Origin of the sequence: Geobacillus stearothermophilus ATCC 12980, assembly GCF_030369615.1 — a bacterium.
In the GTDB taxonomy this organism is placed as follows: domain Bacteria; phylum Bacillota; class Bacilli; order Bacillales; family Anoxybacillaceae; genus Geobacillus; species Geobacillus stearothermophilus.
The window spans coordinates 41551-58370 of record NZ_CP128494.1 but is presented as its reverse complement, the minus strand read 5'-3'; the positions used below and the strand labels follow the sequence as shown (position 1 = coordinate 58370).

Here is a 16820-nt window from a genome sequence, read left to right as displayed (position 1 = left end):
TGCTAGTTTCTTTCTCTTTCCACGTTCAGCCAAAACATAAAAATGCTTTGGTCGCCCAAAGCTGCGCCTAATGGATAAATTTTTCGTATTGATGCCACTCCGGATTTCGCGCCAACGCTTCTTGACAGTCTTCGCAAATGGTTTTGACGTGAATATCCCCGTTCGGCTTGTACGAAATCATATCAAGCCGTTCCTCTTCCGTTAAATGGTGGAATCCGAGCTTTTCGCTATAGACGGATACCTGTTCAATAGTTCCGACTCTGGCGCCGCAATGGCGGCAATAGTAATGCAATGCCATCGAAGCAAACCTCCTCACTGGGCTGTTCCGTCCGCAGGGCGGATGGAGCCGGCGCCCCATGCCTTCCGTACTCACATTGTGCACCAGTTTGGAGGAAAATATTCACTTGTTAACCCGTGGTGCTAGATAAACTTGATCAAGCATAAAAATAGCCCTTGCTGGCGGATCTCCAGTAGAATGAAAGTGTCACCCAACATTCGAAAGGAGAGATCCCCCATGCAAGAGCACTTTCATTTTACTACAGATCCAGCCAAACTTCAAAAACAATATGCCGCTATTTTCTGTTTTGTTTCTGCCCAACTGTCGTTGATTCAAATGTATCTTCATCGCCGCAACCGTCACTTGGTCAAGCAAGAAGACGAAGTGGTCATGGCGGTTCACCTTTTGGGGAAGCTGCTGGGCTTTTCTTCCGAACGAGCCTGGCATCGTTTTGTCACGGGAAATTTGTTCACAAACGGCTCGTTTCTTGAACGCTCCCGATACAACCGCCGCTGCGGGGCGCTTGGTTTCGCCATCAAATGGATCCGTCATGAGCTGGCGAAACGTGGCCAACACCATGCTTATGCGGTCGTCGACAGCTTGCCTCTTCCGTTGTGCCATCCCGCAAGAATGCAGCGCGTCAAGCGATTTCGAGGGATCGCGGATATGGGGTATTGTGCTTCCAAAAAGCAATGGTACTACGGTTTCAAGCTGCATCTTCAAGTGACCAATCAAGGGCTGGCCATGGGCTATGTCGTGACGGAAGCGTCCTGCCACGACGTCAAAGCCGCTGAAACGGTGATGACTCAAATCCCTCATCCCTACAACTTTGGGGACAAAGGGTACATCAGCCACGCTCTTCGAGAAAAGCTGTACGAAGAACACCAAGCCGCGTTCTGGACACCGTCTCGACACAATCAAAAGCACGGCCCATCCAAGGCATGGGAAGAATGGATCAGGAAAAAACGCAAAGTCATCGAGACGGTGTTTTCGATTCTCGTAGACCAATACCGGATCACCGACATTCGAGCGAATTCCATTACCGGGTTTGAAGTGGCACTCGATGGCATCTTGTTGGCGTATTCCCTGGTCACACTAGGGCTAGTTGAGCGCTGACGCTCAACTAGCACCACGGGTACTTGTTAAACTCGTTCATCACCTGGGTAAACGGCGCCGCCACCGCCTGTTCGCACGCATCGGCAGCCCGCAAAACCGCTTCAGCGACCGCCGGCTTCTCCTCCTCCGTAAAACGGCTGAGCACATAATCCGCCACCGGCTGCCCGCTGGCCGGCCGGCCGATGCCGATGCGAATGCGCTTAAACTGCTCGGTGCCGAGGTGATGGATAAGCGATTTGACACCGTTGTGACCGCCGGAGCTCCCTTTCAAGCGAAGGCGGATTTTTCCTGGCGGAAGATCGAGGTCATCGTAAATGACAATGACATCTTCAATGGCGATGCCATAGTAATCGATGAGCGGGCGAACACATTCCCCTGATAAATTCATATATGTCAACGGTTTGCATAATGCCACTTTTTCGCCGGAAACGGACGCCGTTCCGAACAGGCCGCGGAACTTGGCGGTTTTCAACGAAACGTCCCAACGTTTGGCCAGCTCATCAATGACGAAAAAACCGATGTTGTGCCGCGTTTGCTCGTATTCCTTGCCCGGATTTCCAAGCCCGACAAACAGCTTCAATCGTTGCGCCCCTCTCTATGCATGATACTACAAAAGACGTAACCGAAACGGTTACGTCTGTCACTTTTCTGGCGTCGTCTCTCTTCCTTCCTCGGCATCAGGCTGCCCCGGCTCTTGCTGCTCGCCGCTATGGATTTCCTCTTCCTGCTGCGGCGGCAAGATCGTCGCAATCACTTCGGAAGGTTCATGGTTAATTTCAAATTTTCCATCTGTCTGCACATCGCCAACCGTGACGGTATCGCCGACTTGCAAACCGGAGATGTCCACTTCAATCGCTGGCGGAATGTTCGCCGGCAAGACGCGGATCGACAACTCATGCAAGTTTTGCTGCAACACGCCGCCGTCTTTTACCCCCGGCGCTTCGCCCACCAATCGGACTTCTACGTCAATATCGACTTCTGTCGACATGTCGACCGCTTGAAAATCAGCGTGAAGGAGCTCGCCGCGCAGCGGATCGCGCTGCAGCTCGCGCAAGAGCACCGAATAGTCGTCGCCGCCGACTTTCAATGTTATCAAGCTCGTGCGCCCACCTTCACGAAGCACCTTCTCCAATTCAGCAGCGCTGACAAAAATCATTTTGTTTTCGACTTTTTTGCCGTACAAAATCGCTGGAATGCCCCCTTGCGAACGAATACGCCGCAATGTCGAACGTTTTTTGTCTGTGCGTTCTTTCGCTTCCAACACAATCGCCATGTTTCTTCACCTTCCTGAATTAGAATCTATTGACTACTTTATCCTAAAACAAGAAGGGCTAAACATGTTTTCTTGCGTTAGTCGAACAGGACGCTGACAGACTTCATTTCATACACGCGCGTAATCGCTTCAGCAATGAGCGGCGCCACCGACAGCTCTACAATTTTATCAATTTTCTTTTCTTCTGGCAAGGCAATCGAATTGGTGACGACCAGTTCCTTAATTTTGGAACTTTGAATGCGCTCGATCGCTGGACCAGACAGCACCGGATGGGTGCAGCACGCGTACACTTCCTTCGCCCCATGTTCAACAAGAGCGTTCGCCGCGAGCATAATCGTGCCGGCCGTGTCGATAATGTCGTCAATCAAAATGGCCGTTTTCCCGCTCACTTGCCCAATAATGTTCATCACTTCCACCGCGTTCGGGCGCGGCCGGCGTTTGTCGATGATCGCCAATGGCGCTTTCAGACGGTCGGCGAGTTTGCGCGCCCGCGTTACGCCGCCGTGATCCGGGGACACAACGACAATGTCATCCAACTGTTTGCTTTTAAAATAATCAGCCAAAATCGGCACGCCCATTAGATGATCGATCGGGATATCAAAAAACCCTTGGATTTGCGGGGCATGCAAATCAAGCGTAATGACGCGCGACGCCCCGGCCGTCTCAAGCAAGTTCGCCACCAGCTTGGCCGTGATCGGCTCGCGCGCCCGCGCTTTCCGATCTTGGCGGGCATAGCCGTAATACGGGATGACGATATTGATCGTACGCGCTGACGCCCGCTTTAACGCATCGATCATAATGAGCAGCTCCATTAAATGCTCATTGACCGGGACGCTCGTCGATTGAATGACAAATACATCGTCGCCGCGGATGCTTTCCTCAATGTTAATTTGGATCTCCCCGTCGCTAAAGCGGGAAACGGAACATTTGCTAAGCTCGATCCCCATGACTTCCGCAATTTCTTTCGCTAGCCTCATGTTCGAGTTAAGGGCGAACAACTTTAGTTGGTGCTGGCATTCAGACATGATAAACCTCCATTAAGATTTTTTCTTGCCTGGCAGGCGATCAACATAATGTTCTTTATTGACTTGCCGGGCGCGGGCGATGGCGAGGGCGCGGCCGGGAACGTCGTCGGTGATCGTCGATCCGGCGGCGACGTAAGCGCCCCGGCCGACCGTAACCGGGGCAATCAAGTTGACGTTGCAGCCGATAAACGCCCCGTCTTCAATTTTGGTCATATACTTATGCACGCCATCATAGTTGACGGTAATCGACCCGCAACCAAGGTTGACATCGGCGCCGACTTGCGCGTCGCCGATATAGCTTAAATGCGAGGCTTTGCTTCCTTTGCCGAACGTCGATTTTTTCACCTCGACAAAATTGCCGATCCGCACCTCGTCATCAATTTTCGACAGCGGACGGATATGGGCGAACGGGCCGATCGTGACATCGTTGCCGATCTCGCTGTCATGGGCGACCGAATGGCGGATGGACGTGCGGTGGCCGATATGACAGTTTTTAATTTCCGCATGCGGTCCAATCGTGCAATCCTCGCCGATCACTGTTTCGCCTTCGATGACTGTGCCGGGATAAATGACCGTATCACGGCCAATCGTCGCGTCGGCGGAAATATACGTGCAGCCCGGGTCGATGATCGTAACCCCGTTTTCCATATGCCGGCGGCAAATGCGCTCGCGCATGATCCGCTCCGCCTCGGCAAGGGCGATGCGGTCATTGACCCCGATCGTTTCCTCAAATGACGGCGCCTGATAAGCGGATACTGTGCCGCCGCCCGCTTTGATAATTTCAATCACGTCGGTTAAATAATATTCCCCTTGGGCGTTGTTGTTTGTCACGTTTATAAGCGCTTGAAACAATGTTTGGTTGTCAAAGCAATACGTTCCAGTGTTAATCTCGCGAATAGCCCGTTCCTCTTCATTCGCATCTTTATGTTCAACAATTTTTTCAACGCCGCCGGCACTGTTGCGAACGATGCGGCCATATCCAGCCGGGTCGTCAGCGATGGCTGTCAATACCGTCGCCTTCGCTTTGGCGGCCAAATGGTGCTCGACGAGCGCCTTCATCGTCTCAGCGGTGATGAGCGGCGTGTCTCCGCAGACGACGATCGTCACCCCTTCGAGACCTTGCAAATATGGGGCTGCCTGCATCACCGCATGCGCCGTCCCAAGCTGTTCCTCTTGCAATGCGTACTCGCATTGGGCGCCAAGCTGCTCTTTCACCTGCTCCGCCCCAAATCCAACGACCGTGACGGTTTTTTCCACCCCAAGTTTGGATACTTGATCCATGACGTGCTGAACCATTGGCTTGCCGCAAACGGGATGAAGCACCTTATACTGCTTCGACTTCATCCGCGTTCCTTGTCCGGCCGCCAAAACGACCGCATATCGCTTCATGTGAAAAGCCTCCAATTATCCTTTTAATCATAGTCCCAAGAGAAGATCCCCCCACTTCAAGCGCGTGAAAGACGAAGCCCCACGACCAGCGGGGGAATGCCGGTGGCATCAGCCAAAACACATAATCAAATCAATGTATATCATGTTCTTTGTAAACTAGATATAGCGGGTTGCATGGAGAACATTCAATGCGAAAACAAGCGAAGCCTTCCATGCGTACCATATTCAAAGGCGCGAAAAAACCCCAAATCGTCGAACCAGGGTTGGGACGACCCGAAGTGACGCTCAGGGAGACGAAAGAATGGCTTTCGTCATGGAACTGAGAAGCTCCCACTTCAAGCAAAGCGAAGTGGGAGTAGTTCGCCCATAATTGAATATATATGAATCAACAGCACTTTTCAAGGAAACAATGCGGCTGGCAAAAAATAAGGAGCTTGGTGAATTTCACCTAAGCCCCTTTTCATATGTTTACGAAGCGCCCGCTTCTTCAAGTTCTTCTTCCAGCTTCCCGAGGCGGTGGTACTCAGCTAAGATCGCCTCTTGAATTTTTCCGCGCGTAGCGGAGTTGATCGGATGCGCGATATCGCGGAACTCCCCGTCCGGTGTACGCTTGCTTGGCATCGCGACAAACAAGCCGTTATTCCCGTCAATGACGCGGATGTCATGGACAACGAACTCATTGTCCAACGTAATGGAGGCGATCGCTTTCATCCGTCCTTCGGTGTTGACGCGGCGTAATCTTACGTCTGTCACTTCCATTATGTTCACCACCTTTTCCCCTATATAAGACTCGATGTAATTAATTCCACGCCTTTCGGCAATTTCCTTCCTTTTTCAAAAAATTTTTTCTAAATTTCAGCAAGGGAAAAGATGGATGCGTCCCTCTTTATCGCACGAGGGCAACGACTTCGATTTCAACTAGGGCGTCTTTCGGCAGCCGAGCCACCTCAACGCATGAACGCGCTGGTTTATGGTTCGGGAAATATTGACTGTACACTTCGTTCATGGCCGCAAAATCATCCATGCTTTTTAAAAAAACGGTTGTTTTCACGACTGTGTCGAGTGAGGCGCCGGCGGCTTCCAGCACTGCTTTCAAATTTTGAAACACTTGATGCGTCTGCGACTGAATGTCGCCTTTTACCATTTCCCCCTCTGGAGTGAGCGGAATTTGCCCAGAGCTGTAAACCATATTGTTGACGATGATCGCTTGCGAATACGGGCCGATCGCTTGCGGCGCATTGGTCGTTTCCACTTTTTTCATTGAAAGAAATCCCCTTTCTAAAGTTTTATAATCAGGCAGCAGGCTGCCTAAAAAAACGCTTTGTAATTGCCTTCCTTGACGGCGATCCGCTTTTCTTTCACGTCCACCGCCAACAGTTTGACGAGCGAGATGTACTCGTCGACAAGCCGCTCTTTTGCTTCCTCAGACTCAACGAGCACACCGATGCCGGAGACGTTGCCGTTAAACTCTTGCAATAAGCTGACCATACCGTTGATCGTGCCGCCCGCTTTCATGAAGTCATCGACAATCAGCACGTTGGCTCCCTCCGCCAGGCTGCGCTTCGACAAAACCATTGTTTGGATGCGTTTGGACGAGCCGGATACGTAGTTGATGCTCACCATCGGCCCTTCCGTCACTTTATTGTCATGGCGGACAATCACAACCGGCACATACAAAAAATTGGCGATCGCATATGCGAGCGGAATTCCATTGGTGGCAATGGTCATAACGACATCCACCGGACGGTCGGCAAACATCGACGCATAAAGGCGGCCGATTTTGTTCATAATACGGGGGTCGCCAAGAATGTCGGTCATATACAAATATCCGCCGGGAAGAAGCCGGTCCGGGCGCGACAATTGCTCGCACAAATAGGCGATCACTTCCTCCGCCTCCCCGGCAGCCATTTTCGGAATGTATTGCACGCCGCCGGCCGCGCCGGGCAGCGTCCGAACCGTCCCGATTCCTTGCCGCTCAAACGTTTGTTTAATAATCGTCAAGTCTTCGCTGATCGATGATTTGGCCGATTCGTACCGATCGGCAAAAAACGTCAGCGGAATGAGCTGATGTGGCCGTTCGAGAAGATAATGCGTCATATCGACTAAACGGCCGCTTCGCCTAAGCTTCATAGCCGACCTCCTAAAACCGAATGTTATAAATTTATTTTAACAAAAATGTACGTGTTTAATCAAGCGAATGCCGCTCCCCCAACAGCCTGACCGCAAACACTTGATCGCAAAAGCCCCGCAGTCCGTTATACACCCGCTGCATTCTCGAATCATGCTCGATCAGCCCAAACACTGTCGGCCCGCTTCCGCTCATCAGCACCGCATCAGCTCCGAACCGTTTCATTTGCTCTTTAATATGCGCAACTTCCGGATATTTTTTTAAGGTCACTTCCTCCAACACGTTGCCGACCAACCGGCAAATGCCCTCATAATCTTGCCGTTCGATCGCTTTCACCATTGCATCGACATCCGGATGGCAGACATGCTCAAGCTGCAAATTTCGGTACACATCGGCCGTCGACACGCCAATTGGGGGCTTGGCCAACACCACCCAGCATGGCGGCGGCGACGGGATGGGGGTGATGATTTCGCCGCGCCCGGTCGCCACAGCTGTTCCGCCGTAGACGCAAAACGCAACATCCGAGCCGATTTGCGCACCAAGCTCAGCCAATTCCCGGACGGTCAATCCGAGCTGCCAAAGCTTGTTGAGCCCGCGCAACGTTGCGGCCGCGTCGCTGCTTCCCCCTGCCAGGCCGGCCGCCACCGGAATATGCTTCGTAATCGAAATGGCCACCCCTTGGCGGATCGAAAACGTCTCCTTCATCAGTTTCGCCGCCTGGTACGCCAAATTGCGGCAATCATCCGGCACAAAGCGGTTTTGCGACACAATGCGGATCACATCCTCCTCAGGCAGCGGAATAAGCTCAATGCGGTCCGCCAAATCGATCGTCGTCATCACCATTTTCACTTCATGGTAACCATCGGGGCGTTTATAAAGAACATCAAGTGATAAATTAATTTTTGCCGGCGCTTTGATCGACAGCCTCACTCATCTTCACCTACTTCCACGCACATTGATGATAAACGGCTTCTGGCCAGCCGCCTATCCGCCCGTTGTTTCCTATTTTCAGCGTTTTCCCGCGTGACATTCGTGCTTTTTTCATCAACCCATTTTACCATATTAACATGTCCTGGTGCCGTCGCCAAACGATATATGTAAAAAGGGCGCCCCTGCTAGGGCACCCTTGCCGCAGCGCGCCATCGCCGCCGGCGCTATTCCGTTTTTCCGGCCAGCTGCCGTTCCGCCTGTTCAATCGCCAATCTTACCATATTTCCTGCGTCTTTCGCGCGGATGGCTCCCCACCCTTCACGCTGCACGACATCGTAAAAGCCCAGCTCTTTTGCCAGCTCTTCTTTTAAGCGTTGCGACATAACCCCGCGGCGTCGACCCAATGTCAGCAACCCCTTTCCATGTTCGTTGGCGTTAAGGCGCGAAACGTTGTGCAACCCGCCGGCGCAACAGCCGGCTGACTCGCCTGGTCATGGGGCAGATGAAAGGCGGCTGCGGCAGTTTTAGTATGAAGTGGGGAAGGCGGCTTTATGTCCGCCTATTTATGACAAAACAAAAAGCAGCAAACAAATTTGTCTACTGCCCCCCTGCTTGCTCATCGTCCCAAAACGTCAGCTTTACGGTCTCTGTCAACACGTCGGCGTAGCTGAACGATACACGTTCAAACGAGTTTTCTTTTTGATCCAGTTCAATGACAAATACCGATGGGTAAGTCTCCGCCAAAATGCCGCAACGCTCGATCATTTTTCTGCGTCCGCCGTTGGCCCGCAACGTTAAACGTCTCCCGATATTAGAGTCCAGCGCTTTTTTAATATCGGATAAAGTTTTTGGCATTCGTCATCCACCTCACTATTTGCAATTATAACAAAGATGGTCTTCAAAGTCAAAAAAATAAAAATTATATCAGCGTGTTTTTATTGCTGTCAATGAATATTTTTCTACAATATCCTTCTTTTTATGTACCTTGTGGAACTTTTTTGTAAAAAATATGGCGAAAGACATAAAAAAACCGCCCGTCAATTGCGGCGGTTTTCCCCCCGTTCTTCGATCAGGCGAAACGGCATCCCGGTGCGGAGCACACCTTTCGTCTCGACTCCACCCAGCCCTTTTTCCCCGGTCAGCGTGTTGCGAAGCACATCCCACACATCGACCGTTTCCGTAAACGGGGTAAAACTGAGACGAGAAACGATATAAACCGGATCTAAGGCGTGAATGTTGACCCGCGCCGGCGAACTGGCAAAATTCGCCCCCGCGCGGATGAGCGATTCAAAATGCGATTGGCAGGCGCCGGCGAAAATGATGAGCTGATCGAGATGCGGCACTTTTTTGCGCGCTTCTTTCACTGTTTGAACAAAATGGCGTGAATGGCGGTACGCTTTCAAATCATGAAGCTTCCCTTTTGACTTTGAATACGAGTCATGACCGGTAATGACTAAAATATCCGGACGAAACTGCTCAATCAAGGAGCCGACTTTTTCCGGCATCTCGCTTTCCTCACAGTAAACGCCGTGCACCGGCACCCCAATCCGTTCATACAAATCCATGCATTTGCGCAAATATAACGGGTCGCCGTCCAAATGAAGGACGCATCCCGGAATTTGAAAAAAATCTTTCTCCACCCGGTACCCGCCGGTTGCCCGATACTCGACTTTTTGCTTGATCATCTGATAATCTTGGCGAAACAGCCAGTATGACTGTTCAATCAGTTCGATTTCCCGCCTTTTTCGTTCTTGTTGCCCCCGCTCATCGATAATGACCAAGTCGCTGCACGGGGCGTCGGCCACAAGCCGCACGTCCTCGCCATATAAAATGGCTTCCCATTCCCCGTTCTTTTCTTTAAGGTCAATGACGCGGAACAATACGTCGCATTGGTAAGACTTGCGGGCGACAATATCGCCGATTTTGACGTCCATCACCGCTCACTCCATTGCATAATCGTTGTCATCCATACGATATGCAGACGCGGACAATAGGTGATAGACGCCTGTTTTCAACTGTTGCGGCCTCAACGGCGAAAAAGCGGCGCCAATGCGTTGCTTAACGAGGCAAACTCGGTTATATGAAGCGTTTCCCCGCGGCGGCGCGGATCGATGCCCACCGCAGCAAGCGCCTGTTCGATTTGTTCTTTGTTCTCTTTTCCGCCTGGCAAGCTGCTCACTAAATTATTGAGCAGCGTTTTGCGGCGCTGAGCAAAGCTCGCCCGCACCACTTGGAAAAACACATCCTCATCCTCAACAGCGACAGGCGGATGGGCCCGTTTCGTCAGCCGGATGACGGCGGAATCGACGTTTGGCTGCGGCATAAACACGGTGCGCGGCACCGCCATCACGACTTCCGCCTCTGTGTAATACTGCACAGCAATCGTCAGCGAGCCGTAATCTTTCGTTCCCGGCCTGGCAGCGAGGCGGTCGGCCACCTCTTTTTGCAGCATGACGACGATGCCGCGGATTGGGAGCCGGTCGGTAAGCAGCTTCATAATGATCGGTGTGGTCACATAATACGGCAAGTTAGCGACCACCATCCGGTCGTTCACATCGGCCAGCTCTTCCGCAATGACCGCATGCAAATCCGCCTTCAACACATCTTGGTGAATAATGCGCACATTGTCGTAGGGGGACAATGTATCCGCCAAAATCGGCAGCAGCCGGCCATCGATTTCAAAGGCGACGACCTTTTTTGCCCGCCGTGCGAGCTGTTCGGTCAACGCCCCGATGCCGGGTCCGATTTCAATCGCCCCCGTATCGCTGGAGACGCCGGCAGCATCAACAATTTTCCGCAAAATGTTCGCGTCAATCAAAAAGTTTTGTCCGAGGCTTTTTTTAAACGAAAAACCATACCGCTCCAAAATTTCTTTCGTCCGCCCCGGTGTTGCAATGTCTTTATGCATCGCCCGCCTCCTCCCGCATCACTTGCGCCAGCGCGGCGTAAAAGGCGTCTCGGGAAATGCGGAACACTTTCAGCCGCTTATGAAACTGTCGGCCGTTGGCATAACCGATTTTCAGCTCCTCCCCGAGCCGCTGCCGGCGCCGGCGCGCCATCTCCCCGCCAACCAGTCCGGCTTCAATCAATTCTGCAAACGTAATTTCTTCTTCCCAATCGGCTGTCTCTTCATACACGTTCGCAAGCGCCTGGCGAATGTCGTCGGGGGAAGCGTGCTCGACCCCAATGCCCTTCCCACTTCTCGCTTTCGCGGCTTCGCGCGGCAAAAAGGCGTGTTTGCATCCCGGCACTTGCTCGGCAATCGTGCGGCGGATTTTCTCGCCGGGGAAGTCGGGATCGGTGAAGATGATCACCCCGCGCCGCTCTTTCGCCAGCTTGATCCGTTCGATGACTTCCGCCCCCACCGCCGCCCCGTTTGTTTCGATCGTATCGGCATCAACGGCGCGCCGGATCGCCGCTGTATCATCTTTCCCTTCCACGACAATCACTTCTTTAATCTTCATCCCATCATTGCAGAAACAGCGGAATGAGCGATTTTTCCTATTTCTGCAATGCCTCCTTTCCGGTAAAATAAAGGGTAGAGCGAACCGCCGCCGCTCCATGCCCCTATTTTATTTTTTCAACTTTGTTGAAACTTTTTTCTGCATCAGAAGTCTAATTAGACAGATGGAGCAATACGCGCATTGTTGCGGCCCAATGCCATTATAGCGAAAAAAAGCAGAGGGGAAAAACCCCTCCGCTTGCATTCTCCAATCGCCTTTCTATGGCAGCACCCGTATTTTGACACGCTTTCTGCCCCAACCAAACGCATCCGACCGTTCCGGGAAAAACACGTCGATTTTATATCCGCGAATGCTTGAGCCGGTGTCAGCGGCAATAGCATATCCGTATCCTTCCACATACACCTTCGACCCGAGGGGGATGATGGACGGGTCGACGGCAATCACTTTGACGGAAGGATTTTGGCGCAAATTGATGCCTGTTCTCGTTATGCCTGAGCAACCCTCACAATAGGCGGTATAGGCGGTGGCGGTGACGTAAAACTCCTTCGCGGCTTGATCGGCGCCGCGCGAGGACGGCCGGCCGGATGATGCAACCGGGTGCACCGTTTTAGTGCCAATGGCGACAATGCGCGGTTTGCTCTCTTTTATCGTTCTTGTCGCCAGCAATTTGCGCGCCACTTCTTTGCCGTTTTCCAATGTCACTTCATACGTTTTTTCGATTTTTCCCTTTTCCCCGGGTGCAATGACGCGCCGCTCTCCTTTTGGCAGCGAATCGTCCCGCTTCGTCACCACGGCAAAGTCGACGGGCTCTTCCACTACATCGGTGACTTTTTTAATCCGAACGATGTAAACCGTCATCCCAGCTTTGACTGTTTCTTGCAAGGAAGGTTCAATTCGGTCCCATTGGCCCAACGGGATCCCTTGCTGTTTCAAAAAGTCAGCGACCGTAGTCGAAGTGGTCCATACCTGTTGCTGTTTGCCGCCGACATTTAGACGAACCGGAAACGCCCTTTCAATGCCGATGTTCATGCCTTTTTGAACTTTGGCGGAAAGCGACGGCGCCACTTTGTCATGCGGCCCGACTGCCACGTGTTGCGAACGGAGCAATTCCCCGACCGTATCGGCCGTCGTCCACATTTTTTTCTTTTTTCCATCGATCGTCAATGTCACTTCTTTGCTTGCTTCCCAAATGATGTGAAGATCGTCGGTGATCGGTGTATTTAGAGACGGATAGACGTAATCTTCCTTGCGAGGCTGAATGCCTTGTTCCTCAAGCAGTTCCTCCACATCCTTCGCATAAGTGCAGATTTCCTGCTTTTTTCCGTTGATCGTGAGTGTTACATCATCTTTGGCCATCTCGTAGCCGGCCACCCCTGTGGTTGCCGAGATGGCGAGAAATCCGCTCGCCGTAACGGTCGCATTTTTCCTCCATAAGTCCAGCCACTTTCTCCTGTTTGGCAACATCGGAAACGCCTCCTTTTCCTCTGAAATCCCCTCTCCCTCTAACATGTACGCGCGAGCATACTCTATTATGCGGAAAATTCAGTGAAAAAGGAAGGAAGACTTGTCGACACGCGGTTGGTTCATATCGGCTGAATTTGTAGAATTTTATCGTCTTCGCCGCACCTTCGACAAGCCTCCCCGCTATTCGACGCCTAATTTTAGCGGTCGATGGCGAACAATTTTTTGGCATTTTCCGCCGTTGTTTCCGCTACTTCGGCAAAAGAAACGTTTTTAATTTCCGCGATGGCCTCGGCAACGTATTTGACATAGCTCGGCTCATTTCGTTTTCCACGGAAAGGGTGAGGCGTTAAATACGGGCAATCCGTCTCGATTAACAAATGGCGGAGCGGAATTTCTTTCGCCACTTCTTTCGGCTTTTTCGCATTTTTAAACGTGACCGGGCCGCCAAGGGAAATGAAAAAGTTCATGTCAATGCATTGTTTGGCCACCTCAACGCTGCCGCTGAAACAATGCATAATCCCACCGACTTCAGCAGCGTTTTCCTCTTGCAAAATTTTTAAAATATCGGCTGTTGCCTCACGGTTATGGATGATGATCGGCAGCTTCACTTTTTTCGCCAGCGCGATTTGCCGGCGGAAAACGTCTTGCTGCACGTCTTTCGGCGATTTGTCCCAATGGTAATCGAGTCCCATCTCGCCGAGGGCCACCACTTTCGGATGGGCGGCGAGCTGTTCAATCATCTCCAAGTCGTCATCGGTCATATCAATCGCATCGACCGGATGCCAGCCGACCGCTGCATAAATAAACGGATATCGCTCAGCGAGCTCGATCGCCCGGTCAATCGTCGGCCGGTCAAACCCGACAACCACGATGTGCGAAACTCCTTCAGCGCGGGCGCGCTCGATCACTTGCTCCAAGTCTTCCTCATATTGGACGGCGTTCAAATGAGCATGAGTGTCAAAAAGCATACGAAGTCCCTCTTTTCCACCTTGATGTTAAGTGTAGCATAGAAATTAGTTACGTATGTCACAATTTAGTAACATTTCCATTACAAAATAGCAACAAGGAGGTGTCAACGACGACACCCCCTCATCCGTTCGTTGCATTATTTGATTTTTGTGCCGTTTGGCACGTGCTGGTCGACGGTTGCCAACGAAAAGCCGCCGCCGCTGCCGCCGGCCAAAATCATTCCTTCCGACCATTCGCCGCGCAGCTTGGCCGGTTTTAAGTTGGCGACGCAAATGACCTTTTTGCCGATGAGTTCCTCCGGCTTGTAAAACTCGGCGATGCCGGAAATCACTTGCCGCTTCTCGCCGCCGAGATCAAGCTGGAGCTTCAACAGCTTGTCGGCGTTTTTCATTCGCTCGGCGTGCACGACTTCGGCGACGCGCAAGTCGACTTTCGCAAAGTCGTCGATGGAGATTTCCTCCGCCCGAGCCGCTTGTTTTTCCTCTTTGGCCGCTTCCGCCGGTTTGCCGCCTTGCATATGCGCCTTAATGTACTCGACTTCAACGCCGATATCCAAGCGTGGGAAGAGCGGCTCCCCTTTCTGCACGTTCGTCCCTTCCGGAATAAGGCCGAAATCGTACAGGCTGTCCCACTCTTTCAATGAACGGTCGCTGATGCCGAGCTGGGTGAAGATGCGCTCCGGCGTGCGCGTCAAAAACGGCTGCAGCAACACCGCCGTATAGCGGAGCGATTCGGCTAGATGGGCCATGACAGAGGCAAGTTCCTCCCGTTTGCTTTCCTCTTTCGCCAACACCCATGGCTGCGTTTCGTCGATATATTTGTTCGTTCGGCCAATCAGCTGCCAAACGGCGGAGAGGGCAACGGAAAACTCCATCCGCTCCATTGCCTCTTCATATTGACGGACAACCTCGCGCGCCGTTTCGGAAAGATCTCGGTCAAACGGCGTTTTCGGGCCGCGGTACGGCGGAATCGCGCCGCCAAAATATTTCTCAATCATCGCGACGGTCCGGTGCAACAAATTGCCTAAATCGTTGGCCAAATCGTAATTGATGCGCTCGATAAACCCTTCCGGCGTAAACACCCCGTCAGAGCCAAACGGCACTTCCCGCAGCAAATAGTAGCGGAGTGCATCAAGCCCGTAACGATCAATGATCATCACCGGATCCACGACATTGCCTTTCGATTTCGACATTTTCCCATCTTTCATCAGCAGCCAGCCATGTCCGAACACTTTTTTCGGCAGCGGCAGGCCGAGCGCCATCAGCATGATCGGCCAGTAAATCGTATGGAAGCGGACGATCTCCTTGCCGACGAGATGGACATCCGCCGGCCAATATTTGCGAAACTTTTCATCGTTGTCCGTACCGTAGCCGAGCGCTGTGATGTAGTTGGCCAGCGCATCGATCCAGACGTAAATGACGTGCTTCGGGTCACCTGGCACTTTAATGCCCCAGTCAAACGTCGTCCGCGATACAGCCAAGTCCTCGAGCCCCGGCTTGATGAAGTTGTTGATCATCTCGTTTTTCCGCGATTCCGGCTGGATGAAATCTGGATTTTCTTCGTAATATTGCAGCAGGCGGTCGACGTATTTGCTCATCCGGAAAAAGTACGACTCTTCTTTCACTTTTTCAACAGGCCGGCCGCAGTCTGGGCAGTTGCCGTCAACAAGCTGCCGTTCGGTGTAAAACGATTCGCACGGCGTGCAGTACCAGCCTTCATACTCGCCTAAATAAATATCACCTTGTTCGACAAGACGGGCGAAAATCTTTTCGACAATTTTTTTATGCCGCTCCTGTGTCGTCCGGATAAAATCGTCGTATGAAATGTCCAATTTTCTCCACAACTCTTGGATGCCGGCGACAATGTCGTCGACATATTGCTGCGGCGTGACCCCTTTTTCTTGCGCCTTGCGCTGAATTTTTTGCCCATGTTCGTCCGTTCCGGTCAAATACATGACATCATAGCCGCGCAGCCGCTTATAGCGAGCCATCGCATCCCCCGCCACGGTCGTATAAGCATGGCCAATGTGCAATTTGTCGCTTGGGTAATAAATCGGCGTCGTCAAATAAAACGTCTTTTTCTCCATCGGTTAGGCCCTCCCTCGTACTGTTGCGCACAAAAGCCCCTGTCCTGAGGACGAGAGCGGCGTTACTTCTATTTTACATAATTTTTTCATTGTACAAAAACATCTATTTCTCCATGACGAAAAAAATATACGCAAATGGGCAAAAATACCTCCTTATTTTGGGCAATCGCCGCGAATTTATTATAGAGGGATAGAGTTTTGGCAAATAAAATGGTTCATGTTCCTTTATACCCAACCACAAACTTTTTTCCACAATAACAATATACATTTTTTTAAAATTTTACATATTAAAGGATTGACGCATAATGGAAACACTGATATGATTAGGGTGTAGGAAATTTGTCGAATATTGACGAATAAACGATAAAAATCATTGCGGAGAGGAGAGCAGACGATGAAATCGACGGGGATCGTACGTAAAGTCGATGAGTTGGGCCGTGTCGTCATCCCGATTGAGTTGCGCCGTACACTGGACATTAACGAAAAGGATGCATTGGAAATTTACGTCGATGACGATCGCATCATTTTGAAAAAATATAAGCCGAATATGACATGCGTCGTCACGGGGGAAGTATCGGACGACAACTTTAAATTAGCGGGCGGCAAAATCATTTTAAGCCGCGAAGGCGCGGAAATTTTGCTGCAGGAAATCCGCCAGCATTTGCAAGAAGCGGCGGACAACGAGTAAAAAAAGAGTTT

Annotated in this window: 19 protein-coding genes; 2 read left to right on the top strand and 17 right to left on the bottom strand. The window is 51.6% G+C overall.

The window, feature by feature from the left end:
• Positions 1-67 precede the first annotated feature (67 nt).
• Positions 68-298: an anti-sigma-F factor Fin gene (gene fin / locus QSJ10_RS00290; RefSeq protein WP_033014201.1), complete on the bottom strand. Its 231-nt coding sequence runs from the start codon at positions 296-298 to the stop codon at positions 68-70.
• 216 nt (positions 299-514) lie between these two features.
• On the opposite strand from fin, the gene QSJ10_RS00285 reads away from it, so the two are divergent.
• The gene (locus QSJ10_RS00285) at positions 515-1393 is read left to right on the top strand and encodes an IS982-like element ISGsp1 family transposase (protein ID WP_289493442.1); all 879 of its coding nucleotides are present in this window, start codon (positions 515-517) and stop codon (positions 1391-1393) included.
• 7 nt (positions 1394-1400) lie between these two features.
• Here the strand turns inward: QSJ10_RS00285 and pth are convergent, their stop codons facing one another.
• The 16 genes from pth to metG all read right to left on the bottom strand — a co-directional run bounded on the left by pth (position 1401) and on the right by metG (position 16121).
• Positions 1401-1973 (bottom strand): aminoacyl-tRNA hydrolase, encoded by a 573-nt coding sequence (pth, locus tag QSJ10_RS00280; RefSeq protein ID WP_053532408.1) that lies wholly within the window; start codon positions 1971-1973, stop codon positions 1401-1403.
• A 60-nt stretch (positions 1974-2033) separates the two neighbouring features.
• Positions 2034-2666 carry a 50S ribosomal protein L25/general stress protein Ctc gene (locus tag QSJ10_RS00275; RefSeq protein WP_033014203.1) on the bottom strand — a complete coding sequence of 211 codons (633 nt, stop codon included), beginning with the start codon at positions 2664-2666 and terminating at the stop codon, positions 2034-2036.
• A 77-nt stretch (positions 2667-2743) separates the two neighbouring features.
• Positions 2744-3691, bottom strand: coding sequence for a ribose-phosphate diphosphokinase (locus QSJ10_RS00270; protein WP_049624439.1), 948 nt, complete (start codon positions 3689-3691; stop codon positions 2744-2746).
• 12 nt (positions 3692-3703) lie between these two features.
• Positions 3704-5080: a bifunctional UDP-N-acetylglucosamine diphosphorylase/glucosamine-1-phosphate N-acetyltransferase GlmU gene (gene glmU, locus QSJ10_RS00265; RefSeq protein WP_033014205.1), complete on the bottom strand. Its 1377-nt coding sequence runs from the start codon at positions 5078-5080 to the stop codon at positions 3704-3706.
• A gap of 468 nt (positions 5081-5548) precedes the next feature.
• Positions 5549-5839, bottom strand: a complete 291-nt coding sequence (gene spoVG / locus QSJ10_RS00260) for a septation regulator SpoVG (protein WP_003247437.1) — start codon at positions 5837-5839, stop codon at positions 5549-5551.
• 127 nt (positions 5840-5966) lie between these two features.
• Complete coding sequence (locus QSJ10_RS00255; protein WP_053532409.1) at positions 5967-6341, bottom strand: RidA family protein; 375 nt, start codon at positions 6339-6341, stop codon at positions 5967-5969.
• 47 nt (positions 6342-6388) lie between these two features.
• The gene (purR, locus tag QSJ10_RS00250) at positions 6389-7210 is read right to left on the bottom strand and encodes a pur operon repressor (protein ID WP_033014206.1); all 822 of its coding nucleotides are present in this window, start codon (positions 7208-7210) and stop codon (positions 6389-6391) included.
• 55 nt (positions 7211-7265) lie between these two features.
• The gene (gene ispE / locus QSJ10_RS00245; RefSeq protein ID WP_033008994.1) at positions 7266-8138 is read right to left on the bottom strand and encodes a 4-(cytidine 5'-diphospho)-2-C-methyl-D-erythritol kinase; all 873 of its coding nucleotides are present in this window, start codon (positions 8136-8138) and stop codon (positions 7266-7268) included.
• A 224-nt stretch (positions 8139-8362) separates the two neighbouring features.
• Positions 8363-8542 carry a small, acid-soluble spore protein, alpha/beta type gene (locus QSJ10_RS00240; protein WP_196332690.1) on the bottom strand — a complete coding sequence of 60 codons (180 nt, stop codon included), beginning with the start codon at positions 8540-8542 and terminating at the stop codon, positions 8363-8365.
• Positions 8543-8735: 193 nt separating this feature from the next.
• Complete coding sequence (gene veg, locus QSJ10_RS00235) at positions 8736-8993, bottom strand: biofilm formation stimulator Veg (RefSeq protein ID WP_033008996.1); 258 nt, start codon at positions 8991-8993, stop codon at positions 8736-8738.
• Positions 8994-9175: 182 nt separating this feature from the next.
• Complete coding sequence (gene yabG / locus QSJ10_RS00230; RefSeq protein WP_033014209.1) at positions 9176-10072, bottom strand: sporulation peptidase YabG; 897 nt, start codon at positions 10070-10072, stop codon at positions 9176-9178.
• Positions 10073-10164: 92 nt separating this feature from the next.
• Complete coding sequence (gene rsmA, locus QSJ10_RS00225) at positions 10165-11046, bottom strand: 16S rRNA (adenine(1518)-N(6)/adenine(1519)-N(6))-dimethyltransferase RsmA (protein ID WP_033008999.1); 882 nt, start codon at positions 11044-11046, stop codon at positions 10165-10167.
• A complete protein-coding gene (rnmV, locus tag QSJ10_RS00220; protein WP_033009000.1) occupies positions 11039-11602 on the bottom strand; it encodes a ribonuclease M5 in 564 nt (187 codons plus the stop codon). The genes rsmA and rnmV overlap by 8 nt, the downstream gene beginning before the upstream one ends.
• 258 nt (positions 11603-11860) lie before the next feature.
• Positions 11861-13066 carry a G5 and 3D domain-containing protein gene (locus tag QSJ10_RS00215; RefSeq protein ID WP_033014210.1) on the bottom strand — a complete coding sequence of 402 codons (1206 nt, stop codon included), beginning with the start codon at positions 13064-13066 and terminating at the stop codon, positions 11861-11863.
• Positions 13067-13263: 197 nt separating this feature from the next.
• Entirely contained in the window at positions 13264-14034 is a 771-nt protein-coding gene (locus QSJ10_RS00210; RefSeq protein WP_033009004.1) for a TatD family hydrolase, read from the bottom strand.
• A gap of 137 nt (positions 14035-14171) precedes the next feature.
• Positions 14172-16121, bottom strand: coding sequence for a methionine--tRNA ligase (gene metG / locus QSJ10_RS00205; RefSeq protein ID WP_033014212.1), 1950 nt, complete (start codon positions 16119-16121; stop codon positions 14172-14174).
• A gap of 394 nt (positions 16122-16515) precedes the next feature.
• On the opposite strand from metG, the gene abrB reads away from it, so the two are divergent.
• Positions 16516-16809, top strand: coding sequence for a transition state genes transcriptional regulator AbrB (gene abrB, locus QSJ10_RS00200; protein ID WP_033009007.1), 294 nt, complete (start codon positions 16516-16518; stop codon positions 16807-16809).
• Positions 16810-16820 lie beyond the last annotated feature (11 nt).